This is a genomic window from Streptomyces sp. V2I9 (assembly GCF_030817475.1).
Classification (GTDB): domain Bacteria; phylum Actinomycetota; class Actinomycetes; order Streptomycetales; family Streptomycetaceae; genus Streptomyces.
In genome coordinates this window covers 1,079,188-1,102,500 of sequence record NZ_JAUSZJ010000002.1, presented here as the reverse complement: position 1 = coordinate 1,102,500, position 23,313 = coordinate 1,079,188, and the positions used below count along the sequence as shown (strand labels likewise).

Here is a 23,313-nt window from a genome sequence, read left to right as displayed (position 1 = left end):
GAGCTGGGGGTGGCCGCAGAGACCAGCGAGAAGCGACTGTTTACTAAAAACACAGGTCCGTGCGAAGCCGTAAGGCGATGTATACGGACTGACGCCTGCCCGGTGCTGGAACGTTAAGGGGACCGGTTAGCTGCCTTTCGGGGTGGCGAAGCTGAGAACTTAAGCGCCAGTAAACGGCGGTGGTAACTATAACCATCCTAAGGTAGCGAAATTCCTTGTCGGGTAAGTTCCGACCTGCACGAATGGCGTAACGACTTCTCGACTGTCTCAACCATAGGCCCGGTGAAATTGCACTACGAGTAAAGATGCTCGTTTCGCGCAGCAGGACGGAAAGACCCCGGGACCTTTACTATAGTTTGATATTGGTGTTCGGTTCGGCTTGTGTAGGATAGGTGGGAGACTGTGAAGCGGCCACGCCAGTGGTTGTGGAGTCGCCGTTGAAATACCACTCTGGTCGTGCTGGATGTCTAACCTGGGTCCGTGATCCGGATCAGGGACAGTGTCTGATGGGTAGTTTAACTGGGGCGGTTGCCTCCTAAAGAGTAACGGAGGCGCCCAAAGGTTCCCTCAGCCTGGTTGGCAATCAGGTGTTGAGTGTAAGTGCACAAGGGAGCTTGACTGTGAGACCGACGGGTCGAGCAGGGACGAAAGTCGGGACTAGTGATCCGGCAGTGGCTTGTGGAAGCGCTGTCGCTCAACGGATAAAAGGTACCCCGGGGATAACAGGCTGATCTTCCCCAAGAGTCCATATCGACGGGATGGTTTGGCACCTCGATGTCGGCTCGTCGCATCCTGGGGCTGGAGTCGGTCCCAAGGGTTGGGCTGTTCGCCCATTAAAGCGGTACGCGAGCTGGGTTTAGAACGTCGTGAGACAGTTCGGTCCCTATCCGCTGTGCGCGTAGGAATATTGAGAAGGGCTGTCCCTAGTACGAGAGGACCGGGACGGACGAACCTCTGGTGTGCCAGTTGTCCTGCCAAGGGCATGGCTGGTTGGCTACGTTCGGAAAGGATAACCGCTGAAAGCATCTAAGCGGGAAGCCTGCTTCGAGATGAGTATTCCCACCCTCTTGAAGGGTTAAGGCTCCCAGTAGACGACTGGGTTGATAGGCCAGATGTGGAAGCCCGGTAACGGGTGGAGCTGACTGGTACTAATAGGCCGAGGGCTTGTCCTCAGTTGCTCGCGTCCACTGTGTTGTTCCCGGGTTGCGAACAGTTATCGCACCGGTTGAACAGTTTCACTACTTAATTGAAGAGTGTGCTTGTTCGCTAGAACCCGATAGGGTTTCGGTGGTCATTGCGTTAGGGAAACGCCCGGTTACATTCCGAACCCGGAAGCTAAGCCTTTCAGCGCCGATGGTACTGCAGGGGGGACCCTGTGGGAGAGTAGGACGCCGCCGAACAATCTTTCAAGGACCCCTGGTCCCAGCGTTCACGCTGGGACCAGGGGTCCTTTTGTTTTGCCGAAGCGCGTCGTCCGGACGGCTGCGCGAGAATGTGTGCAGTACCCGAAGACAGGAGTCACACCCATGTCCACCAACTCTCCCGACGACCGTCCGGAGCGCGAGCCGCGTCGCCGGGATGGCGATGACAGGGGCGGTTACCGCGGGGGTCGTGACGACCGGTCGGGTTCCGGCGCGCCTCGACGCGACAACGATCGCGGCGGCTTCCGTCGTGACGACCGCGACCGCGGTCCGCGCCGCGATGACAGCCGGCCTTCCGGTGGTGGCTTCCGCCGTGACGACAACCGCGGTGGTGGCTCCGGCGGTGGTTTCCGTCGTGATGACAGCCGTGGTGGTGGCGCGGGTGGGGGTTTCCGGCGCGATGACAGCCGTGGTGGCGGGTTCGACCGCCGTGACGACCGTCCCCGTGGCCCCCGCCGTGACGACGACCGGCCTTCCGGTGGCGGGTTCCGGCGTGACGACCGCGACCGTGACCGGGATCGTGGGCCGCGTCGTGATGACGATCGTGGTGGGTACCGGGGTGGTGCGCAGCGTGATGACCGCGGTGGCCGTCCCAGTGGCGGGTTCGACCGCCGCGACGACCGCCCCCGTGGCCCCCGCCGCGATGACGACCGGCCTTCCGGTGGTGGCTTCCGCCGTGACGACAACCGGGGCGGTGGCTCCGGCGGTGGTTTCCGTCGTGATGACAGCCGTGGTGGTGGCGCGGGTGGGGGTTTCCGGCGCGATGACAGCCGTGGTGGCGGGTTCGACCGCCGTGACGACCGTCCCCGTGGCCCCCGCCGTGACGACGACCGGCCTTCCGGTGGCGGGTTCCGGCGCGATGACCGCGACCGTGACCGGGATCGTGGGCCGCGTCGTGATGACGATCGTGGTGGGTACCGGGGTGGTGCGCAGCGTGATGACCGCGGTGGCCGTCCCAGTGGCGGGTTCGACCGCCGCGACGACCGCCCCCGTGGCCCCCGCCGTGACGACGACCGGCCTTCCGGTGGTGGCTTCCGGCGTGACGACAACCGCGGTGGTGGCTCCGGCGGTGGCGGGTTCCGGCGTGACGACCGCGACCGTGACCGGGATCGTGGGCCGCGTCGTGATGACGATCGTGGTGGGTACCGGGGTGGTGCGCAGCGTGATGACCGCGGTGGCCGTCCCAGTGGCGGGTTCGACCGCCGCGACGACCGCCCCCGTGGCCCCCGCCGCGATGACGACCGGCCTTCCGGCGGTGGCTTCCGGCGTGACGACAACCGCGGTGGTGGCGGCTTCCGGCGCGATGACCGGGGTAGCGACCGTGGCGGATACCGCGGCGGGCCGCGCGACGACCGCGACCGTGGTGGTTTCCGCCGCGACGACCGGGAGCGTGACCGCGAGCCGATCAAGCGGCTGCCGATTCCGGACGACGTCACGGGCGACGAGATCGACAAGGACGTACGTCAGGAGCTCATGAGCCTGCCGAAGACCCTTGCCGAGGACGTCGCGCGCAACCTCGTCATGGTGGCCCGGCTGATCGACGAGGACCCCGAGGAGGCGTACGCGTACTCCCGTATCGCCCTGCGGCTCGCGTCTCGCGTCGCCGCTGTGCGTGAGGCAGCCGGGTTCGCGGCGTACGCGACGCAGAAGTACGCCGAGGCGCTCGCCGAGTTCCGTGCGGCCCGGCGGATGACCGGGTCCGTCGAACTGTGGCCCGTCATGGCGGACTGCGAGCGCGGACTCGGCCGGCCCGAGAAGGCGCTGGCGATGGCCGGCGAGCCCGAGGTGCGGAAGCTGGACAAGGCCGGCCAGGTCGAGATGCGGCTGGTGGCCGCAGGGGCACGCCGTGACCTGGGGCAGATCGACGCAGCCATCGTGACGCTCCAGAGCCCCGAACTGGCGTCCAGCTCCGTCCAGTCGTGGACGCCCCGCCTGCGGTACGCGTACGCGGACGCCCTGCTGGAGGTCGGGCGCAAGGACGAGGCCCGCGAGTGGTTCGGGAAGGCGCTGGAGGCCGACAAGGACGGTTCCACCGACGCGTCGGACCGCCTCGCCGAGCTCGACGGCGTGGAGTTCGTCGACGTCCTCGACGACGAGTCGGACGACACCGACGAGACCGCGCCCGAGGGACACGACGAGCAGGACGGTCCCGTGGACGGCCCGGCCCGGAACTAGGGCCTCTCGTGTGGATCGTGCCGTGCTCGCGGGGTCCGAACGAAAGACCCTAGCGGTCGACTGAGACGCGAGAGGGGTGGCACTCCGGCCGGAGCGCCACCCCTTTCCGTGTTTCCCGCGCCCTCCGGCGGATCAGCCGAGTGCGAGGCTCCGCATGACCAGGCCCGTGGCCGGCTTCGGGCCGAACGACGTCGACTTGCGCGGCATCGTCACCCCCTGCCGGGCCAGGTCCCGGACGACCTCTTCGCGTACGGGATGCATCAGGACCGCCGTGGCGTCGAGGCGTTCCGCCTGTTCGACGGCGGCCGCGGCGTCGTGGATGTAGCCGATGTGCTCGGGGGCGTCGGGCACGTTCCACACCTCGTCGAGCAGCGCCGCGTGCAGGACCGACGCGTCCAGGGTGCGCCAGGCCTCGGGACGGTCCGCGCGTACCGTGCGGCCCAGCAGCGCCGGGTCCGGGCGGTCCACCAGATGGAAGCCGCCGTCGCCCGCGAGGAGGAAGGCGTTGCCTTCGGCCGCTGCCCCCGCCAGCGCCTCCAGGGCGTGGGGGAGCGGCCCGTCCACCCGTTCCACACGGAAGAGACCGTGCAGCGCCCGTACCGCCCGCGAGACCGGCAGGCTACGTAGGAGCCGGTGGATGGCACGGACCTGGAGCGGGTGGCGGACCGTGTCGACGAGGAGGACGAGGCCGTGGTCCCACGGTCCGGGGGCGGTCTCCTCCCGCTGGAGCCGCAGGTAGGTGGCCCAGCGGTGGTGGCCGTCGGCGATGAGGGCCTGGCGGCGGGCGAGGTCCGCCGCGATCCCGCTCCGCTCCGCCGGGTCCGTCACGGCCCAGAGCCGGTGCCGGAAACCGTCCTCCGTCGTGGTGGCCAGCAGCGGCTCGCGTTCCACCACGCGCTCGATCACGGCCGCCGCCCCGGCCGGTTCGCCCTCGTCGCCGCGGTAGGTCAGCAGCAGCGGCTCCAGATGCGCTCCCGTCGTCCGCATCAGCTCCGCGCGGTCCGCGACGACGTCGTCCATGACGTCCTCGTGGGGCAGCACGATGCCCTCGTCGGCGGGGGAGAGCGCCAGGGCCCCGATCAGGCCCCGCTGGAGGATCTCGTCGTTGCGCTGCTCGTAGACGTAGAGCACCGGGTCCGGGTCCGGAGCGATGACCCCCTCGGCCAGCCAGCGGTCCAGAGTGGCCGCCGCCTGCCGGTGCCGGTCCCGCGCCGTGTCGGCCTGGGGGAGGATGAGACGCACGATGTTGTGCGGATCCGCGGACTCCAGGTGGTGCAGCCCGTCGGGCCGGACGATCACGTCGTACGGGGGCGACGTCACGGCGGCGAGGCTGCCGACCCGCTCGGGGACGTACCGCAGTCCGCGGAACGGGATCAGCCGCAGCCCCTGTGCGACGGGACCTGAAGTCTTCATCAGGGCATCGTATGTGTGCAGGGGGCATCCGCGGCGGCCGGGGCAGAAACAGAGCAAAGAGGAGCGAACCATATGAGCCACCAGCACCAGAGGTCCCGGCCGGCGGGGAGCGGCACGGCGCTGAGCGAGGCGTACGACACGGCTCTCCTCGACCTCGACGGGGTCGTGTACGCGGGCGGGGAGGCCATCGCGTACGCCGTCGATTCGCTGGCGGAGGCACGGGCCGGGGGCATGCGCCTGGCGTACGTCACCAACAACGCGCTGCGGACGCCGGACGCCGTGGCCGAGCACCTGACGGAGCTCGGAGTGCCCGCCGAACCCTCCGACGTGATCACCTCCGCGCAGGCCGTCGCCCGGCTGGTCGCCGATCAGCTGCCGCCGGGAGCACGGGTGCTGGCGATCGGCGGTGAGGGGCTGAGGGTCGCGCTGCGCGAACGCGGACTGGTACCGGTGGAGTCGGCGGACGACGACCCGGCGGCGGTGGCCCAGGGGTACGGAGGGCCGGACATGGCGTGGGGGCGGTTCGCCGAGGCGAGCTACGCGATCCGGCGCGGGCTGCCGTGGTTCGCGTCCAACACCGACCTGACCATCCCGAGCGCGCGGGGCATCGCGCCCGGCAACGGGGCCGCGGTCGAGGTCGTCCGGATCGCCACCGGGGCCGAGCCGCAGGTCGCGGGGAAGCCGCTGCCGCCGATGCACCGGGAGACGGTCCTGCGGACCGGGGCGAAGCGGCCGCTCGTCGTCGGGGACCGGCTGGACACCGACATCGAGGGCGCGTTCAACGGGGACGTGGACTCGCTGCTCGTCCTGACCGGGGTGACCGACGCGGCCCAGCTCCTCGCAGCACCGCCGCGGCACCGGCCGACCTATGTGGACCGGGACCTGCGGGGGCTCCTGACCGGACAGCCCGAGGTGGCGCCGGCCGGTGACGGGTACCGGTGCGGGGGCTGGACGGCCGCCGTGCGCGGGGACCGGCTGGTGCTGGAAGCCGTGAGCGGGGGCGAAGCGGTGAGCGAAGGCGGGGGCGGGGACGACGCGCTCGACGGGCTGCGGGCCCTCTGCGCGGCGGCCTGGACCTTCGCCGGTCCGGACGGGTGCCGGCTGGAGACGGCGAAGGCCGTCGCCCGGCTCGGCCTCTGAACCTGCCCTCGGCCCCCGGACCCGGCCCTCCGATGCCTCGGGCGGACCGGGCGCCGGGGCCGGTGCGACCGCCCGCTGCCGACGGACCGGCGAGGAAGATAGGGTGACCTAACCTGGTGCTGTGCGGTGGTCCGCCCGTGCCACCCGCCGTGCCGTTCCACCTCACCGACTCCGGGAGTACGACCATGCAGCGCCTCACCGCGGAATCGGTGACCCTCGGATACGACCGGCGGGTCATCGCCGAGAACCTCTCGGTGGAGATCCCCGACAACTCCTTCACCGTGATCGTCGGCCCCAACGCGTGCGGCAAGTCGACCCTGCTGCGCGCGCTCGCCCGGATGCTCAGGCCGAGCCAGGGGCAGGTGCTGCTGGACGGGCAGGCCATCCACCGGCTGCCCGCGAAGAAGGTCGCCCTGACGCTGGGACTGCTGCCGCAGACCTCCATAGCCCCGGACGGGATCACCGTCGCCGACCTCGTCGCCCGCGGCCGCTACCCGCACCAGGGGTTGCTGCGGCAGTGGTCGCCCGAGGACGAGCGGGTGGTGGAGGAGTCCATGGAGTCCACCGGCGTCGCCGCTCTGGCCGACCGCTACGTCGACGAGCTGTCCGGCGGTCAGCGCCAGCGGGTCTGGATCGCCATGGCGCTGGCCCAGCAGACGCCGCTGCTGCTGCTCGACGAGCCGACGACGTACCTCGACATCCAGCACCAGATCGACGTCCTCGACCTGTGCGCGGAGCTGCACGAGTCGCGGGGCCGCACGCTGGTCGCCGTGCTCCACGACCTGAACCACGCCGCCCGGTACGCCACACACCTCATCGCGATGCGGGACGGGGAGGTCGTCGCGGAGGGTCCGCCCTCGGACGTCGTCGACGCGGAGCTGGTGGAGCGGGTGTTCGGGATGCGGTGCCAGGTGATCGACGACCCGGAGACCGGGACGCCGCTGGTCGTACCGGCGGCCCGCAAGGCGCGGAAGATCCCTGCCTGAGATGCGGCGGCGCGGGGCGCACCCCCGCCGCTCCTCGTCCTCCCACCCCGGACGTACGGGCTCGGTTCCGCCGCCCGTACGCCGGGAGCCGTCACAGCAGGGATCTCAGCTTCAGCAGGTCCCGGAAGCCGGCTTCCAGGCGTACGCGGCCCGAGGCCCACGCCTTCGCGAAGTTCAGGTCGCCGTCCACCAGAGCCACCAGGTCGTCACCCGTCATCGCGAGCCTGATCCCGGCCTTCTCCCGCGGTGGCCCCTCGACCGTGTCCCGCACCTCGATCCGGCCGTCGGCCAGCCGGCCGGTGAACGTGATGTCGAGGTCGGTGATGTGACAGCTCAGCGAGCGGTCGAGGGCGGCGGCGTCGCGTACGCCGCCTCCGGCCGCCGCGAGGTTGTCGGAAAGTCTTCTCAGTGCGCTGCGGCACTCCTCCATGGTCGCCATCGTGCTCGACGGTACACCGGCCCGCCGAGGTAGCGTTTCGGCATGAGCGACACCGATGACGCGGTGGCCGGGGACCCGGCCACCGCGACGCCCACCGCCGAGTCCTCCGGCCCCTCGGCGTCCCTCGCCGGGGCGGCCGGGCCGGGCGAACCCGTGGCTCCCTCCTCCGAGCCCGCCGGACCCGCGCCCCTCGGGGTCGTCCGCACCCCCACCGGGCACGCCGCCGTGGACGCCCGGCTGGAGCGGCTGGCCGACGCCGACCACCTCCCGGCGGACGGGCACGTCGAGGTGTACGAGGATGTACACCGTGGGCTGCGGGCCGAGCTGACCTCGCTGGACGCCCGTCCGGCGGCCGCCGCACCCGGCCCCGTGCCCACGCCTTCGCACCGCACGCAGGACACGCGTCACGACACGCGTCACGACAACAGGAGCTGAACCGAACGTGGCAGGAGTGGCACGTCGCCGCCTCGACGCCGAGCTGGTACGCCGCAAGCTCGCCCGCTCGCGGGAGCACGCGAGCCAGCTGATCGCCGCGGGGCGCGTCACCGTCGGCCGCACCACCGCGACCAAACCCGCCACCCAGGTCGAGACGGCCGCCGCGATCGTCGTCACCAAGGACGACGGCGACCCCGACTACGTCTCGCGCGGCGGTCACAAGCTGGCCGGGGCGCTCGCCGCCTTCGTGCCGCTCGGGCTGGCCGTCGAAGGACGGCGGGCGCTGGACGCCGGGGCCTCCACGGGCGGGTTCACCGATGTGCTGCTGCGCGCCGGGGCCCGGCAGGTCGTCGCCGTGGACGTCGGCTACGGCCAGCTCGCCTGGTCCCTGCAGTCCGACGAACGCGTCGTGGTCAAGGACCGTACCAATGTGCGGGAGTTGACCCTGGAGGACATCGACGGTGAGGCGGTCGACCTGGTGGTGGGGGACCTGTCCTTCATTCCGCTGGGCCTCGTGCTGCCCGCCCTCGCCCGGTGCGCCGGGCCCGACGCCGACCTGGTCCTCATGGTCAAGCCGCAGTTCGAGGTCGGCAAGGAGCGGCTCGGCAGCGGCGGAGTGGTGCGCAGCCCCGAACTGCGCGCCGAGGCCGTACGGGAAGTGGCGCGGCGGGCGTGGGGGCTCGGCCTCGGCGTACGGGGGGTGACGGCCAGTCCGCTGCCCGGCCCGTCCGGGAACGTCGAGTACTTTCTGTGGCTGCGGGCCGGCGCACCTGAGCCGGATCCCGCGGATGTCGACCGTGCAGTGGCGGAGGGGCCTCGTTGACGACGAATGCGGCACGAACAGTCTTCCTTTTGGCGCACACCGGCCGTCCGGCCGCGATCCGCAGCGCGGAACTCGTCGTGCAGGGTCTGCTGCACAACGGGCTCGGCGTACGGGTCCTGGCGACCGAGGCGGCCGATCTGCCGCTCCCGGACACCGTGGAGACGGTCACGGACACCAGCCCCGCCGCCGTGGACGGCTGCGAGCTGCTGATCGTCCTCGGCGGTGACGGCACCCTGTTGCGCGGCGCCGAGTTCTCCCGCGCCTCCGGGGTGCCGATGCTCGGCGTCAACCTCGGACGCGTCGGCTTCCTCGCCGAGGCCGAGCGCGACGACCTCGACCGGGTGGTCTCGCGGGTCGTCACCCGCGACTACGAGGTCGAGGAGCGCATGACCATCGACGTCCTCGTCCACAGCAACGGCGATGTGGTGCACACCGACTGGGCGCTCAACGAGGCGGCCGTGCAGAAGGTGTCGCCCGAGCGGATGCTCGAAGTGGTCCTGGAGATCGACGGCCGCCCGGTCACCGGGTTCGGCTGCGACGGGATCGTCTGCGCCACGCCGACCGGCTCGACCGCGTACGCGTTCTCGGCGGGCGGCCCCGTCGTCTGGCCCGAGGTCGAGGCGCTGCTGATGGTCCCGATCAGCGCCCACGCCCTGTTCGCCAAGCCGCTGGTGACCTCGCCCACATCGGTGCTCGCCGTCGAGGTGCAGCCGCACACCCCGCACGGGGTGCTGTGGTGCGACGGGCGGCGGACCGTGGAACTGCCCGCCGGAGCGCGGGTCGAGGTGCGGCGCGGGGCGGTGCCCGTCCGGCTGGCACGGCTGCACCAGGCCTCGTTCACCGACCGGCTGGTGGCGAAGTTCGCGCTGCCCGTCTCGGGATGGCGGGGCGCTCCGCACTGACGTCCGGGCCGGAGCCCCGCGGCCTCCGCGGGGCTCCGCACGGTCTTCGGGTCGCCTTCGCGCGGCCTCCGCGACCGGGCCGGAAACCCCCGGGAGAGTGAATCCGGGGACGGGGTCCGTCGCGCGTGCGGTCCGGGACCTCGTAAGGTCATGTCCGTGCTGGAGGAGATGCGGATACGGTCGCTCGGAGTCATCGACGACGCGGTGGTGGAGCTGTCACCCGGTTTCACCGCGGTGACGGGTGAGACCGGTGCGGGCAAGACCATGGTCGTCACGAGTCTCGGGCTGCTGCTCGGCGGGCGCGCCGACCCCGCCCTCGTACGGATCGGGGCCAAGGCCGCCGTCGTCGAGGGCCGGATCACGGTGTCCGAGGCCGACGCGGCGGCGCTGCGGGCCGAGGAGGCCGGGGCGGAGCTGGACGACGGCGCGCTGCTCATCAGCCGTACCGTTTCGGCCGAGGGGCGCTCACGCGCCCACCTCGGCGGCCGGTCCGTGCCGGTGGGGGTCCTCACCGAGCTGGCGGACGACCTCGTCGCCGTGCACGGCCAGACCGACCAGCAGGGCCTGCTCAAGCCGGCGCGGCAGCGGGGCGCCCTGGACCGGTACGCCGGGGACGGGGTGGAGGTCCCGCACGCCAAGTACGCGGCTGCCTACCGGCGGCTGCGGGCCGTCGCCGCCGAGCTGGAGGAGCTGACCACGCGGGCCCGCGAGCGGGCCCAGGAGGCGGACCTGCTGCGGTTCGGGCTGAACGAGGTCGCCGCGGTCGAGCCGTTGCCGGGCGAGGACGTGGAGTTGGCCGCCGAGGCGGAGCGGCTCGGACACGCCGAGGCCCTCGCCTCCGCGGCGTCTCTCGCGCACACCGCGCTGGCGGGGAACCCGGAGGACCCGGAGAGCATCGACGCGACCACCGTGGTCGCCGCCGCCGGGCAGGCCCTGGACGGGGTCCGGGCGCACGACCCGGCGCTCGCCGCGCTGGCGGACCGGATCGGTGAGATCTCCATCCTGATCGCCGACGTCTCCGGAGAGTTGGCGGGCTACGCCGACCAGCTGGAGGCCGATCCGCTGCGGCTGGCCGCCGTGGAGGAGCGCCGGGCCGCGCTGACCGCCCTGACCCGTAAGTACGGGGAGGACATCACGGCCGTGCTCGCCTGGGCCCAGGAGGGCGCGGGCCGGCTCACCGAGCTGGAGGGCGACGACGAGCGGATCGGGGAGCTGACCGCCGAGCGCGACGGTCTGCGGGCCGAACTCTCGGTGCTCGGGCAGGCGTTGACCGACGCGCGGACGGAGGCCGCCGCCCGGTTCGCCGAGGCGGTGACCGAGGAGCTGGCCTCGCTGGCCATGCCGCACGCGCGGGTCTCCTTCGCCATCCGGCAGACCGAGGCTGCTGACGAGGCCTCCGGCATCGACATCGGCGGGCGCAGCGTCGTCTACGGCCCGTCCGGAGCGGACGAGGTCGAACTGCTGCTCGCCCCACACCCCGGGGCCCAGCCCCGGCCGATCGCCAAGGGCGCTTCGGGCGGTGAGCTGTCCCGCGTGATGCTCGCGGTCGAGGTCGTCTTCGCGGGCTCCGACCCCGTGCCGACGTACCTCTTCGACGAGGTCGACGCGGGCGTCGGCGGCAAGGCGGCGGTCGAGGTGGGCCGGCGGCTCGCCAAGCTCGCCAAGTCCGCGCAGGTGGTCGTCGTGACCCACCTGCCGCAGGTGGCTGCCTTCGCCGACCGGCAGCTGCTGGTCGAGAAGACTGTGGACGGTTCCGTGACCCGCAGCGGCGTCACCGTCCTGGAGGGCGAGGACCGGGTGCGGGAGCTGTCCCGGATGCTGGCGGGCCAGGAGGACTCCGAGACGGCCCGCGCCCACGCCGAGGAGCTGCTGGCCACGGCCCGCGCCGACGGCTGAGCGGATTCCGGGGGCCGGCGGGGGCTCCAGGGACCCCGCCGGTGCCGGCGGGTACGGGAAGGTCCGGGTGCGGGCGGGGGCTTCTCCCGCCCGCACGTGTCCGCGCGCGGGGTCCGGCGCCGGTTCGGCCGGGCGGGCCGGGCGCGAGGGGCGGGGGCGGCCGTCCTGCGGGCCGCAGCGGGCGTTCACCGGACAGAGGTGACAACTTCGCGCCTCGAAGTTCACCCGTGAGGGTGATGGAGTGCGTTCGGTTGCCGCCGCGGACGGTGCAGCAACGTTACGTCGGTCCCGGACGTGCGTACGGGCTGGCATCCTTGGCGCTGTCCTTGCCGCCGACGGGGGAGCCCCGGGGAGCCGATCAACGTGTCACAACTGCGTACGGTCCACGTCCTGGGCGGCGGCAGCGCGGGCGGCAGCGCGCACGCCGGTTCGCTGGCCGCCGGACTGGTGGCGCGCGGGGTCCGGGTGACCGTCTGCGCCCCGCCCGCGGTGGACCGCGCCCATGACTTCACGGCGGCCGGGGCCCGCTTCCTCCCGGTGCCCCGGCGCAGCGACCCGGCCGCCGTCGCCGCCCTGCGGGCCGCCTGCGCGGGGGCGGACGTCGTCCATGCCCACGGCCTCCACGCCGCCGCCCGCACCGCCCTCGCGCTGAGCGGACGCTCCGTACCCCTGGTGATGACCTGGCACACGCGGCGGTACGCGGAAGGGGCCCGCCGGCAGATCCTGCACCTGCTGGAACGCCGCGCCGCCCGGGCCGCCGCCGTGGTCCTCGCCCCCACCTCCGACCTGGTCGACCTGGCCCGCGAACGGGGGGCACGCGACGCCCGGCTCGCTCCGTTCACCGTTCCGCCGCCGTGCCCGGAAGATCTCGGCGACGGGACCGGCGCCGACGCGGACCCCGACAAACTGCGGGCCGAACTCGGCGCGGTGGACCGGCCGTTGCTGATGGCCGCCGGCGCCCTCGTGCCGCAGCACGGCTTCGGCGGCCTGCTGGACGCGGCCCGTCTCTGGCGGGGCCTGGACCCCGAGCCGTTGCTCGTCATCGCGGGGGAGGGGCAGGACCGGGACGCGCTGCGACGGCGGATCAGGGACGAGGAGTTGCCCGTGGTCCTCCTCGAATCCCGTCACGGGGCCGGGGAGTTGCTCGCCGCCGCCGACCTGGCCCTGCTGCCGAGCCGGTGGGAGGGGCGCTCCCTGCTGGCCCAGGAGGCGCTGCGCGCCGGGGTTCCGCTGGTCGCCACCGCGGTCGGCGGCACCCCCGAACTGGTCGGAGGAGCCGCCGCACTGGTGCCGTACGGGAACGCCGAGGCCCTCGCCGGCGCGGTGGTGCGGCTGATCGAGGACCCGGCGGAGCGCGACCGGCTCGCCGAGGCAGGGCGGGCGCAGGCGGCCGACTGGCCCACCGAGGACGACACGATCGCCCATGTGCTCAGCGTCTACGACGAGTTGGCCCAGCCGTCGGCCATCGGGCGCGGGCGCTGAGCGGACCGGGGAGGCAGAGGCGGCGAGGGCCCGGCCGCCGATCCCGACCCCGCGTCCGCCGGTCAGCTCGTGTGGCGGCGGGCCCGCAGCGCCAGGCTCAGCGCCAGCACCGTCTGCGGGTCGTCCAGGTCCGTGCCCAGCAGTTCACCGATGCGGGCCAGCCGGTTGTAGAGCGTCTGGCGGTTGAGGTGCAGCTCGCGTGCGGTCTCCGCCTTGCGGCCCGCGTGCTCCAGATACGCCTGGAGCGTCGGCAGCAGCGGCGGGCGCGAGGCCCGGTCGTGCTCGCGCAGCGGACCGATCGCCCGGTCCACGAACGCCGCCAGATCCGGATGGTCCCGCAGCCGCCACAGCAGCAGGTCGATGTCGAGACGCCGGGCGTCGTACCAGGGCCGTTCGTCCAGCCCCTGCGCGGCCGTCGCCGTCTCCGACGCGTGCCGCAGCCCCGCGCCCGCCCCGGCCCAGCCACCGGCGACGCCCACCACGACCACCGGCGGCCGCGATCCGGGGCGGTCGAGCCCCGCCCGCTCCACGCCCGCCCGCAGCGCCGCCGCCACCCGGTCCGCGACCGCCGTGCGCTCCCCCTCCGAACGCAGCCCCAGCAGCAGCGGAACCCGCCCCTCCACCGGTCGTACGCCCAGCAGCACCGGCACGCCGACCGAGGCCAGCTCCTCCAGGACCGCGCGGGCCAGCAGCGACCAGTTGCCCGAGGGGGACAGCTCGGGGGCCAGCCGCATCACCACCGGCAGCAGTGGGGTGTCGCCCGGCCGGAAGCCGAGCACCCGAGCCTGGGCGGGGGCGTCCTCCGGGGCGATCCGGCCCTCCGCGAGGTCGGTCAGGAAGTCACCCCGCCCCCGCGCGGCCAGCTCCTCCTCCTGCCGGGCCTGCATCAGCACCACGGCGAGCAGACCCGCCGCCCGCCCCGCCGCCATGCGGTGGACCGTCGCCAGCGGCCCGGCCACCGCGAGCAGCACCAGCCGGGCCCGCACCGCACCGGTCTCGGGACCGCCGCCCGGCACGTCCACCAGCACCGCGCCGGCCGGGGGGCTCTCCCTGGCCGCCCGGTCGCCGCGCATGCCCTCCCAGACCTGGAGCGGGTCCGCGCCCACCGGTCCGGTCCCGGTGGACGCCGCGTACAGGAGACGGCCGTCGGGCGTCTCCAGGAAGACCGGGTTGGCGGTGAAGTCGGCGAGGATTCCGAGGACCTGCGGCACCCCGCCCCCGTCGAGCAACGCCCGTGTGGCACGCCGGTGCACCTCCTCCGCCTGCTGGAGCAGCGCGTAGTGCCCGTTGACGATCTCGGTGTGCACCTCCTCGGTCACCGCGACGAACGGCACCTCGCGGTGCAGCTGGACCAGCGGGAGCCCGGCCGCACGGGCCGCGTCCACGATGGAGGAGGGCAGCCGGCCGAACCGCGGGCCCAGCTCCACCACCAGGGCGGCGATGCCCCGGTCGGCGAGGCGGTGGACGAAGGCCCGCTGTTCGGCGGGGCGGGCGCCCAGGCCCAGCCCGGTGGTCAGGAGCAGCTCGCCGCCCTTGAGGAGGGAGGCGATGTTGGGGACCTCGCCCGCGTGCACCCAGCGCACCGTACGGTTCAGCCGGTCGGCGCCGGCCACCACCTCGGGGAGCCCGGCGCGCAGCCCCGGCAGCTCCAGCGCCCGCTGCACGGTGATCCCGCTGTGGCTCTCCACGTACCCGGCCCGCTTTCCTGGTGCCCTGCCCTGCCCGGCCCGGCGGTGTCTGTCCGTCGTCCGGGCGGTCGTCCTGTCCGGACGGCCCGGAATCGGACCGCCCTGTTCAGGACGCTACCGCCCGGCGGATGTGACGCACACCGCAGGGGACGGGTACTCGCAGGTAACGAGCGTCGGCGGGCCCCGTGCGCCGCGACAACGCGTCGGAGGGGGCGCGGAACGCCGGGGGCGGTGGGCGCGTGACCGTCCCGCCGCCGCGCCGCTCACCCGTCGCCCAGCAACCCCGCCAGCGCTCCCCGGCTGAGCCGCAGCGCCTCGATCCGCTCGTCCATGACCGCCAGTTCGCCGTCCAGGACCTCCCGCAGCTCCGCGCACCAGTCGAAGCCCCGGTCGCCCCGTGTGCACGGCAGCACCTGACGGATCACCTCGGTGGACAGTCCCGCCCGCAGCAGCGCGCGGATCTGCCCCACGGTGCGGACCGCGTCCTCGTCGTAGGCTCGGTAGCCGTTCGTCCCGCGCCGCGCCGCCAGCAGCCCCTGCGCCTCGTAGTACCGCAGAGACCGCGCACTGGCCCCGGTCCGCCGGGACAACTCCCCGATCAGCATGTGCCCGTGCCCCGTTCCCGCTTGACCTTGCCACCGGTGTCAGACCCTAACGTCCGGGCCATGAGCGAAGATTCCCCGTACGTCACGCACCTGAACGGCCGTCCGGCGGCCGCCGGCGACCTCGCCCCGCTCGCCTTCGCGGGCCACGCCCACTTCACCGCCGCGCAGGTCCGCGACGGCCGGTTCCGCGGCCTGGACCTCCACCTGGAGCGGCTGCGGTCCGCCTCGGTGGAGCTGTTCGGCCGGGCCCTGCCCGAGGAATCGGTGCGCTCCCTGCTGCGTACGGCGCTGCGCGACGGACCGGCCGACCTCTCGCTGACGGCCACCGTGTACTCCCCGGCCGGCGAGTTCACCGCCGCCGACGCCGACCCGGCACTCCTGGTCCGCACCGGGCCGGCGTCGTCCGGCCCGGACGGCCCGCTGGCCCTGGCGGCGGTCGAGCACGAGCGGTTCCTGCCGCACGTCAAGCACGTCGGGGAGGTGGCCAAGACCCACCTCCTGCGGCAGGCCGCCGCCGACGGGTTCGACGACGCCGCCTTCCTCGACCGGGCGGGCCGGTTCAGCGAGGCCACGATCTGGAACCTGGCCTTCTGGGACGGCGACGCGGTGGTGTGGCCACGCGCCGACGTGCTGACCGGGACGACCCTGGGCATCGTCCGCCGCCGGCTGGAGCGGCTCGGGGCCGCTCAGCGGACCGTCGACGTCACCCCCGCCGATCTGTCCGCCCTCGCCGGCGCCGTCGTCATGAACTCCTGGACGCCGGGCGTGCCCGTCCACCGGATCGGCGCCACCACGCTGCCCGCGGCCCCGCGTTTCCTGGACCTGCTCCACCGGGCGTACGAGGCCGAACCGCTCACCGCCCCCTGAGAAACGGACGGGGGCGGCCCCCGGCTCGAAGCCGGGGGCCGCCCCGCGTGTTCCGGGCGGCTCAGCCGACGTACGCGCCGCTCGCCGTCAGCCGCAGGGCCGTGTCGATCAGCGGGACGTGGCTGAACGCCTGCGGGAAGTTCCCGACCTGCCGCTGGAGGCCGGAGTCCCACTCCTCGGCCAGCAGTCCCAGGTCGTTGCGGAGCGACAGCAGCTTCTCGAAGAGCTGGCGGGCCTCGTCCACCCGGCCGATCATCGCCAGGTCGTCGGCCATCCAGAACGAGCAGGCCAGGAACGCGCCCTCGTCGCCCGCCAGACCGTCCACGCCCGCGTCCTCGCCCTCCGTGGGGTAGCGCAGGATGAAGCCGTCCTCCGTGGACAGCTCCCGCTGGATCGCCTCGATCGTGCCGATGACCCGCTTGTCGTCCGGAGGCAGGAAGCCCATCTGCGGGATGAGCAGCAGGGAGGCGTCCAGTTCCTTCGACCCGTAGGACTGGGTGAAGGTGTTGCGCTCCTTGTCGTAGCCCCGCTCGCAGACGTCCCGGTGGATGTCGTCGCGCAGTTCGCGCCACCGCTCCAGTGGTCCTTCGACGTCCCCGGACTCCACCAGCTTGATGGTCCGGTCGACCGCGACCCAGGCCATCACCTTGGAGTGCACGAAGTGGCGGCGCGGCCCGCGCACCTCCCAGATGCCCTCGTCGGGCTCCTCCCAGTGCTTCTCCAGGTACTCGATCAGCTTGAGCTGGAGTCCCATCGCGTAGTCGTTGCGCGTCAGCCCCGTCATGTGCGCCAGGTGCAGCGCCTCGGTGACCTCGCCGTACACGTCGAGCTGGAGCTGGTTGGCGGCGCCGTTGCCGACGCGGACCGGGGTGGAGTTCTCGTAGCCGGGCAGCCAGTCCAGCTCCGCCTCGCCGAGCTCGCGCTCGCCGGCGATGCCGTACATGATCTGGAGGTTCTCCGGGTCGCCCGCGACCGCCCGGAGCAGCCACTCACGCCAGGCGCGGGCCTCCTCCCGGTATCCGGTGCGCAGCAGCGAGGAGAGGGTGATCGCGGCGTCCCGCAGCCAGGTGTAGCGGTAGTCCCAGTTCCGTACGCCTCCGATCTCCTCGGGCAGCGATGTGGTCGGGGCCGCGACGATGCCACCGGTCGGCGCGTACGTGAGGGCCTTGAGCGTGATCAGGGAGCGGACGACCGCCTCCCGATAGGGCCCGTGGTACGTACACTGATCGACCCATTCGCGCCAGAACAGCTCGGTCGCCTCCAGGGACCCCTCGGGCTCCGGGAGGGCCGGCGGCTCGTGGTGCGAGGGCTGCCAGCTGATGGTGAAGGCCACCCGGTCACCGGGGCCGACGGTGAAGTCGGAGTAGGTGGTGAGGTTCTTGCCGTACGTCTCCGCCTCCGTGTCCAGCCAGACGGAGTCGGGGCCCGCGACGGCGACCGTGCGGTTGTCGACCTTGTGCACCCACGGCGTCACCCGGCCGTAGCTGAAACGCATCCGCAGCTCCGAGCGCATCGGCACCCGGCCGCTGACGCCCTCCACGATCCGGATGAGCTGCGGGGCGCCGTCACGCGGGGGCATGAAATCCGTCACCCGTACGGTGCCGCGCGGCGTGTCCCACTCCGACTCCAGGACGAGGGAGTCACCGCGATAGCGCCGCCGGTCGGCGAAGGCCGGTTCCGTTCCCTCCGCTCTCGCGGGCCCCAGGCGCCAGAAGCCGTGTTCCTCGGTGCCCAGCAGGCCCGCGAACACGGCGTGGGAATCGAAGCGGGGCAGGCACAGCCAGTCCGCCGTGCCGTCCCGGCAGACCAGGGCGGCGGTCTGCATGTCTCCGATGAGTGCGTAATCCTCGATGCGCCCGGCCACGTGCGTCTCCAGTCGAACGGCCATGTCGCCCTGTCACAGGGCGCTTACTGCGGGTCAAGGGGGTCGTAGGGTCTTTCACCCGACAAGATCCGACGAGTCCTGTACCGGTGGGCGGCCTTGGGTGGTGCCGCCGCCCGGCCGTCTCGGCAGCGAGTGTTTGAGCAGGATACGACGCACCACGAAGATCCGCGCGACGGTCCCCGCAAGATCTCCGAACCGATCGGGTGGGACGTGAAATGCCCACGGCGATGGTGTGACCCTCCGGTGGAGGGCGTGGCCGGAAGCAGCCTCTCCCCGTCGCTGTTACCCTGGTAGCCCGTGGACCGGTGGTCGTTCGCGAGAGCGGACGAGGCCCCCGAACCGCAGCGACGGCACCCCGGAATCTCCGGCTCGGTGGCCGGTACGCACCTCAGAATCGCGACCACGGGAGCCCCCTTTGGCTATGCAGCCCACATCCACGACGACCAAGCACATCTTCGTCACCGGGGGTGTCGCCTCCTCCCTCGGCAAGGGTCTGACTGCCTCCAGCCTGGGTGCCCTGCTCAAGGCTCGCGGTCTGCGGGTCACCATGCAGAAGCTCGACCCCTACCTCAACGTCGACCCCGGCACGATGAACCCCTTCCAGCACGGCGAGGTGTTCGTCACCAACGACGGCGCCGAGACCGACCTGGACATCGGCCACTACGAGCGCTTCCTCGACGTGGACCTCGACGGCTCCGCGAACGTGACCACCGGCCAGGTCTACTCGCAGGTCATCGCCAAGGAGCGGCGCGGCGAGTACCTGGGCGACACCGTCCAGGTCATCCCGCACATCACCAACGAGATCAAGCACCGCATCCGCCGCATGGCCACCGACGACGTGGACGTCGTCATCACCGAGGTCGGCGGCACGGTCGGCGACATCGAGTCGCTGCCGTTCCTGGAGACCGTCCGGCAGGTCCGCCACGAGGTCGGCCGGGACAACGTCTTCGTCGTCCACATCTCGCTGCTGCCCTACATCGGCCCCTCCGGCGAGCTGAAGACCAAGCCCACCCAGCACTCGGTGGCCGCCCTGCGCAACATCGGCATCCAGCCGGACGCCATCGTGCTGCGCGCCGACCGCGAGGTCCCCACCGCCATCAAGCGCAAGATCTCGCTGATGTGCGACGTGGACGAGGCGGCCGTCGTGGCCGCGATCGACGCCAAGTCCATCTACGACATCCCCAAGGTGCTGCACACCGAGGGCCTGGACGCCTACGTCGTGCGCAAGCTCGACCTGCCGTTCCGCGACGTCGACTGGACCACCTGGGACGACCTGCTGGACCGGGTCCACAACCCCGACCACGAGGTCACCGTCGCCCTGGTCGGCAAGTACATCGACCTGCCCGACGCCTACCTCTCGGTCACCGAGGCGATCCGCGCCGGCGGCTTCGCCAACAAGGCCCGCGTCAAGGTCAAGTGGGTCACCTCCGACGACTGCCGCACCGCGGCCGGCGCGGCCGAGCACCTCGGAGACGTCGACGCGATCTGCATTCCGGGCGGCTTCGGCGAGCGCGGGGTCGACGGCAAGGTCGGCGCCATCCGCTACGCCCGCGAGAACAAGGTCCCGCTGCTCGGCCTCTGCCTCGGCCTCCAGTGCATCGTGATCGAGGCGGCCCGCTCGCTCGCGGAGATCCCCGACGCCAACTCCACCGAGTTCGACGCCGCCACCTCCCACCCCGTCATCTCGACGATGGAGGAGCAGCTCGCCTACGTCGAGGGCGCCGGCGACCTCGGCGGCACCATGCGGCTCGGCCTCTACCCGGCCAAGCTCGCCGAGGGCTCCCTCGTGCGGGAGGCGTACGACGGGCAGCCGTACGTGGAGGAGCGCCACCGCCACCGCTACGAGGTCAACAACGCCTACCGGTCCGAGCTGGAGAAGAAGGCCGGCCTGGTCTTCTCCGGCACCTCCCCGGACAACAAGCTCGTCGAGTACGTCGAGTACCCGCGCGAGGTGCACCCCTACCTCGTCGCCACCCAGGCGCACCCGGAGCTGCGCTCCCGCCCGACCCGTCCGCACCCGCTCTTCGCGGGTCTGGTGAAGGCGGCCGTCGCGCGCCAGGTCGCCGCCGCGGACGGCGCGGAGGCGTAACACCGAGGCATTACGGTTGACCGGGGTACGGATCCGATACGGATCGGTGCCCCGGTTTCCGTTTGGTTCGTGGGAGGACGTACACACATGGGTATCCAGGACACGCCCGAGGAGTGGCAGGTCACCGCGACGGTGACGCCCTTCACCGGGAACAAGACCAGCGTCCGCACCGACCAGGTGGTGATGCCCGACGGCTCCGTCCACGGCCGCGACTACCAGGTCCACCCGGGCTCCGTCGCCGTGCTCGCCCTCGACGACGAGGACCGGGTCCTCGTGCTGCGGCAGTACCGCCACCCGGTGCGCCACCGGCTCTGGGAGATCCCGGCCGGTCTGCTCGACGTGCCCGGCGAGAACCCCCTGCACGCCGCCCAGCGCGAGCTGTACGAGGAGGCGCACGTCAAGGCCGAGGACTGGCGGGTGCTGACCGACGTCTACACCACGCCCGGCGGCTGTGACGAGGCCGTGCGGATCTTCCTCGCCCGCGACCTCTCCGAAGCGGGGGGCGAGCGGTACGCGGTCTCCGAGGAGGAGGCCGACATGGAGCAGGCCCGGATCCCGCTGGCCGAGCTGGTCCGCTCGGTCATCGCGGGGGATCTGCACAACAACTGCCTGGTCGTCGGGGCGCTCGCGCTCACCGCCGTGCGCGCGGGCGACGGCGTGGACTCCCTGCGCCCCGCCGAAGCGCCCTGGCCGGCCAGGCCGTTCGAAGCCTGACGGGCCGTCCGCCCGTGCCTGCCGCCCCCGGTCGGACACAGGATCAGTCATAAAGAATGAAGAGATTCTGATCCGATCGGGGGATGTTCCCGGTCCGCCGCCCCGCACCGCGGTGATCGTCCCCGCCGCTGAACTACGCTCGAAAAGCGCCCGGCCGGACTTCCGGCGGGCACCGCGTGCAGCGAAGTGGAGCGTGGCTCGTGACCGATCAGGCGGTGGACACCAGCGGCCCGGCGAAGGCCCCGGGGGCCGAGGAGCCGTCGGGCGCAGCCCCATCCCGATTCTTCGGCCGCGAACGGGAGTTGAAGGCGCTGCGGGAGGACATCGAGCGCGCCGGTCTGGACACCCTGGCCGGCCGCAAGGCCCCCCGCGCGAGGGTTCTGCTCATCGCGGGCCGCCCCGGTTCCGGCCGCAGCGCCCTCGCCGAGGAGCTGGCCGGGGCGCTCACCGGGACGGACGCCGTCGGGGCCGCGGCCGCCGCCACGGGCGCGCTGCCCTGGGCGGTCCCCGGTACGGGCGGCGGCGACTATCCGGACGGGGTGCTCCGGGTCGGCCTCACCGACCCCGGCGGAGAACGGGTCCCCACCGAACGCACCGCGGGCGAACTCCTCGGCCTCCTCGGGGTGCCGGTCCCGCCCGGCGCCGACCAGGACGAACTGTCCGAGATGGTCCGCGAAGCCCTCGCCGCGCGCCGGCTCGTCCTGGTGCTCGACGACGCGGCCGACGCCGAACAGGTCGACCCGCTGCTCCCGGAGAACCCTGACTGCCTGGTCGTCGCCACCGCGACCGGACCACTGACCGGCATCCCCGACGTGCGCCCCTGCACGCTCGGCGGACTGGAGAAGGGCGCGGCCGTACGGCTGCTCGCCCGCGCCGTCGGACAGGTCCGCGTCACCGTCGACCCGCGCACCGCGGAGCGGCTGGCCGAGGAGTGCGGGGGACAGCCCGCGGCGCTCGCTCTGGTGGCCGGCCTGCTCGCCGCCCGCCCCATGGCCTCGGTCGCCGACGTGGCCAAGCAGCTGCACGAGCTGCCCGAACCCGGTGGGCAGCGGCCGGCCGGGGCCCGCCCGCTGGCCCGCGCGTTCCGGCTGGTCCACGACTCCCTGCCGCAGGCCGCCGCCCGGATACTGCGCCTGCTGGCCCTCGCCCCCGCCGGACTCGCCGACGCCCACACGGCCTCCGCGCTGGCCGGCTGCTCGGTCTCCGCCGCCCGCTCCACCCTCGACGACTTCGTCGGGCTCGGGCTGCTGCGCACGGACGGCGCGGTCCACCCCCTGTACGCGGTGCCCGGCTGCCTCGCCCCGCTGCTGCGCGCGCTGCTGGAGGACCTGGACCGGCCGGCCGAGATCCAGCTCGCCCGCGCCCGGATGCTGGAGCGGACCGTGCGCCGGCTCCAGTCCTGCCGCGCGGTCACCGAGCCGGAGGGCTCCACCGCCCGCCGCAAGCTGGCCGGACTGCCCCGCTCGCTGCGCTTCTCCAGCGCCGGTGAGGCGGACGTCTGGCTGCGGGTCCGCCGCCCCGCGCTGCTCGCCTCGGCCCGGCTCGCCGTGGCCGACGGCGAGCTGGACACCCTGGCGCGGCGGCTGGTGGCGGCCCTGGTGCGGGCGCTGGCCGCGCACCGGGGGACCGAGGAGGCCGCCCCCGACCTGTACGGGCTGCACGGCCTCGTCCTGGACGTGGCCCTCCGCCGCGAGCTCCCCCGTGAACAGGCGGCCGCCCTGCTGAACCTCGCCGACCTGGACGCCCGCACCGGGCGCACCCGCGAGGCGCTGGCCCGCTACCGGGCCGCGCTGGACGCCGGAAAGGCGGCGAAGGACCTGTACGCGACCGGCCGCGCGATGGAATCCGTGGGCGGCGCGTACGAGGAGCTGGGGGACTACCACCGGGCCGCCGACTGGTACGGCCGGGCGCTCGCGCAGCGCCTGACCCACGGGGAGCGCGCGGACGAGGCCCGGTTGTACGGACGGCTCGGGGCGGTCCACACGTACGCCGGGCGGTACGGCGAGGCGCTGCGGAACTGGCGGGCGGCCGCCTCCGGCCACCGCAGGCTCGGGGACCTGCCCGCTCGGGCGCGGGCGCTCAGCGAGACGGCCCGCGTCCAGGAGTACGCGGGCCGCCCGCACGACTCGCTCCAGACCTGCCGGGAGGCCGTGGAGCTGGCCCGGCGCGCCGGTGACGTGCGGCTTCAGGCGGCGTTGCAGCTGCGGCTGGCGGACACCCTGGACCGGCTCGGTGATCCGACGGCGGCCCGGTTGCACCGGAGTGCGGCCGAGAGATTGCTGGGAGAGGAGGCCTCTGCCTACGAAATCCGCAGCACTTCGACAGAAAGTTAATGCTTTGTAAGGCTAGACAG

At 72.8% G+C, this 23,313-nt stretch carries 18 protein-coding genes and 2 rRNA genes (1 of these 20 only partly in view); 15 read left to right on the top strand and 5 right to left on the bottom strand.

Annotated features, from left to right (window positions below; translation table 11 throughout):
* The 4 genes from QFZ71_RS04930 to QFZ71_RS04915 form a co-directional block, all read left to right on the top strand.
* A 23S ribosomal RNA gene (locus QFZ71_RS04930) occupies positions 1 to 1,172 on the top strand; it begins 1,954 nt to the left of the window's first position.
* 111 nt (positions 1,173 to 1,283) lie between these two features.
* Positions 1,284 to 1,400 (top strand): 5S ribosomal RNA (rrf, locus tag QFZ71_RS04925).
* Positions 1,401 to 1,671: 271 nt separating this feature from the next.
* On the top strand, positions 1,672 to 2,898 hold the full coding sequence (locus QFZ71_RS04920; RefSeq protein ID WP_307667023.1) for a hypothetical protein: 1,227 nt from the start codon (positions 1,672 to 1,674) through the stop codon (positions 2,896 to 2,898).
* Entirely contained in the window at positions 2,895 to 3,596 is a 702-nt protein-coding gene (locus tag QFZ71_RS04915; RefSeq protein ID WP_307667022.1) for a hypothetical protein, read from the top strand. Before QFZ71_RS04920 ends, QFZ71_RS04915 begins: the two co-directional genes overlap by 4 nt.
* 132 nt (positions 3,597 to 3,728) lie before the next feature.
* Here the strand turns inward: QFZ71_RS04915 and QFZ71_RS04910 are convergent, their stop codons facing one another.
* Positions 3,729 to 5,009, bottom strand: coding sequence for a DUF1015 domain-containing protein (locus QFZ71_RS04910; RefSeq protein WP_307667021.1), 1,281 nt, complete (start codon positions 5,007 to 5,009; stop codon positions 3,729 to 3,731).
* A gap of 72 nt (positions 5,010 to 5,081) precedes the next feature.
* Here QFZ71_RS04910 and QFZ71_RS04905 point away from each other — a divergent pair, with 72 nt between their 5' ends.
* Complete coding sequence (locus tag QFZ71_RS04905; protein WP_307667020.1) at positions 5,082 to 6,149, top strand: HAD hydrolase-like protein; 1,068 nt, start codon at positions 5,082 to 5,084, stop codon at positions 6,147 to 6,149.
* Positions 6,150 to 6,334: 185 nt separating this feature from the next.
* Entirely contained in the window at positions 6,335 to 7,135 is an 801-nt protein-coding gene (locus QFZ71_RS04900; protein ID WP_307667019.1) for an ABC transporter ATP-binding protein, read from the top strand.
* Between the two features lie 91 nt (positions 7,136 to 7,226).
* Here QFZ71_RS04900 and QFZ71_RS04895 read toward each other — a convergent pair whose 3' ends face one another.
* Positions 7,227 to 7,574 (bottom strand): SCP2 sterol-binding domain-containing protein, encoded by a 348-nt coding sequence (locus QFZ71_RS04895; RefSeq protein WP_307667018.1) that lies wholly within the window; start codon positions 7,572 to 7,574, stop codon positions 7,227 to 7,229.
* A 42-nt stretch (positions 7,575 to 7,616) separates the two neighbouring features.
* On the opposite strand from QFZ71_RS04895, the gene QFZ71_RS04890 reads away from it, so the two are divergent.
* The 5 genes from QFZ71_RS04890 (at position 7,617) to QFZ71_RS04870 (ending at position 13,112) form a co-directional block, all read left to right on the top strand.
* Entirely contained in the window at positions 7,617 to 8,009 is a 393-nt protein-coding gene (locus tag QFZ71_RS04890; protein ID WP_307667017.1) for a hypothetical protein, read from the top strand.
* A 7-nt stretch (positions 8,010 to 8,016) separates the two neighbouring features.
* Positions 8,017 to 8,832: a TlyA family RNA methyltransferase gene (locus QFZ71_RS04885; protein ID WP_307667016.1), complete on the top strand. Its 816-nt coding sequence runs from the start codon at positions 8,017 to 8,019 to the stop codon at positions 8,830 to 8,832.
* A complete protein-coding gene (locus QFZ71_RS04880) occupies positions 8,829 to 9,734 on the top strand; it encodes an NAD kinase (RefSeq protein WP_228991513.1) in 906 nt (301 codons plus the stop codon). Before QFZ71_RS04885 ends, QFZ71_RS04880 begins: the two co-directional genes overlap by 4 nt.
* Before the next feature lie 150 nt (positions 9,735 to 9,884).
* On the top strand, positions 9,885 to 11,630 hold the full coding sequence (gene recN, locus QFZ71_RS04875) for a DNA repair protein RecN (protein ID WP_307667015.1): 1,746 nt from the start codon (positions 9,885 to 9,887) through the stop codon (positions 11,628 to 11,630).
* A gap of 363 nt (positions 11,631 to 11,993) precedes the next feature.
* Entirely contained in the window at positions 11,994 to 13,112 is a 1,119-nt protein-coding gene (locus QFZ71_RS04870; RefSeq protein WP_307667014.1) for a glycosyltransferase family 4 protein, read from the top strand.
* Between the two features lie 62 nt (positions 13,113 to 13,174).
* Here QFZ71_RS04870 and QFZ71_RS04865 read toward each other — a convergent pair whose 3' ends face one another.
* The gene (locus tag QFZ71_RS04865) at positions 13,175 to 14,800 is read right to left on the bottom strand and encodes a PucR family transcriptional regulator (protein WP_307667013.1); all 1,626 of its coding nucleotides are present in this window, start codon (positions 14,798 to 14,800) and stop codon (positions 13,175 to 13,177) included.
* 263 nt (positions 14,801 to 15,063) lie between these two features.
* Entirely contained in the window at positions 15,064 to 15,405 is a 342-nt protein-coding gene (locus QFZ71_RS04860; protein WP_307667012.1) for a MerR family transcriptional regulator, read from the bottom strand.
* Positions 15,406 to 15,465: 60 nt separating this feature from the next.
* Between QFZ71_RS04860 and QFZ71_RS04855 the strand changes: the two genes are divergently transcribed.
* On the top strand, positions 15,466 to 16,272 hold the full coding sequence (locus tag QFZ71_RS04855; RefSeq protein WP_307667011.1) for an aminotransferase class IV family protein: 807 nt from the start codon (positions 15,466 to 15,468) through the stop codon (positions 16,270 to 16,272).
* Between the two features lie 61 nt (positions 16,273 to 16,333).
* On the opposite strand, the gene QFZ71_RS04850 is transcribed toward QFZ71_RS04855, so the two are convergent.
* Entirely contained in the window at positions 16,334 to 18,160 is a 1,827-nt protein-coding gene (locus tag QFZ71_RS04850; RefSeq protein WP_307667010.1) for a glycoside hydrolase family 15 protein, read from the bottom strand.
* Positions 18,161 to 18,578: 418 nt separating this feature from the next.
* Between QFZ71_RS04850 and QFZ71_RS04845 the strand changes: the two genes are divergently transcribed.
* The 3 genes from QFZ71_RS04845 to QFZ71_RS04835 all read left to right on the top strand — a co-directional run bounded on the left by QFZ71_RS04845 (position 18,579) and on the right by QFZ71_RS04835 (position 23,293).
* Positions 18,579 to 20,246 carry a CTP synthase gene (locus QFZ71_RS04845; RefSeq protein ID WP_307667009.1) on the top strand — a complete coding sequence of 556 codons (1,668 nt, stop codon included), beginning with the start codon at positions 18,579 to 18,581 and terminating at the stop codon, positions 20,244 to 20,246.
* Positions 20,247 to 20,333: 87 nt separating this feature from the next.
* Entirely contained in the window at positions 20,334 to 20,960 is a 627-nt protein-coding gene (locus QFZ71_RS04840) for an NUDIX hydrolase (RefSeq protein WP_307667008.1), read from the top strand.
* Positions 20,961 to 21,160: 200 nt separating this feature from the next.
* Positions 21,161 to 23,293 carry a tetratricopeptide repeat protein gene (locus QFZ71_RS04835; protein WP_307667007.1) on the top strand — a complete coding sequence of 711 codons (2,133 nt, stop codon included), beginning with the start codon at positions 21,161 to 21,163 and terminating at the stop codon, positions 23,291 to 23,293.
* Positions 23,294 to 23,313 lie beyond the last annotated feature (20 nt).

Coding starts and splice junctions, on each gene's coding strand:
- QFZ71_RS04905 (WP_307667020.1), top strand. CDS start 5,082: ATGAGCCACCAGCACCAGAGGTCCCGGCCGGCGGGGAGCGGCACGGCG.
- recN (WP_307667015.1), top strand. CDS start 9,885: ATGTCCGTGCTGGAGGAGATGCGGATACGGTCGCTCGGAGTCATCGAC.
- QFZ71_RS04915 (WP_307667022.1), top strand. CDS start 2,895: ATGAGCCTGCCGAAGACCCTTGCCGAGGACGTCGCGCGCAACCTCGTC.
- QFZ71_RS04900 (WP_307667019.1), top strand. CDS start 6,335: ATGCAGCGCCTCACCGCGGAATCGGTGACCCTCGGATACGACCGGCGG.
- QFZ71_RS04910 (WP_307667021.1), bottom strand. CDS start 5,009: ATGAAGACTTCAGGTCCCGTCGCACAGGGGCTGCGGCTGATCCCGTTC.
- QFZ71_RS04860 (WP_307667012.1), bottom strand. CDS start 15,405: ATGCTGATCGGGGAGTTGTCCCGGCGGACCGGGGCCAGTGCGCGGTCT.
- QFZ71_RS04840 (WP_307667008.1), top strand. CDS start 20,334: ATGGGTATCCAGGACACGCCCGAGGAGTGGCAGGTCACCGCGACGGTG.
- QFZ71_RS04890 (WP_307667017.1), top strand. CDS start 7,617: ATGAGCGACACCGATGACGCGGTGGCCGGGGACCCGGCCACCGCGACG.
- QFZ71_RS04850 (WP_307667010.1), bottom strand. CDS start 18,160: ATGGCCGTTCGACTGGAGACGCACGTGGCCGGGCGCATCGAGGATTAC.
- QFZ71_RS04855 (WP_307667011.1), top strand. CDS start 15,466: ATGAGCGAAGATTCCCCGTACGTCACGCACCTGAACGGCCGTCCGGCG.
- QFZ71_RS04845 (WP_307667009.1), top strand. CDS start 18,579: ATGCAGCCCACATCCACGACGACCAAGCACATCTTCGTCACCGGGGGT.
- QFZ71_RS04895 (WP_307667018.1), bottom strand. CDS start 7,574: ATGGCGACCATGGAGGAGTGCCGCAGCGCACTGAGAAGACTTTCCGAC.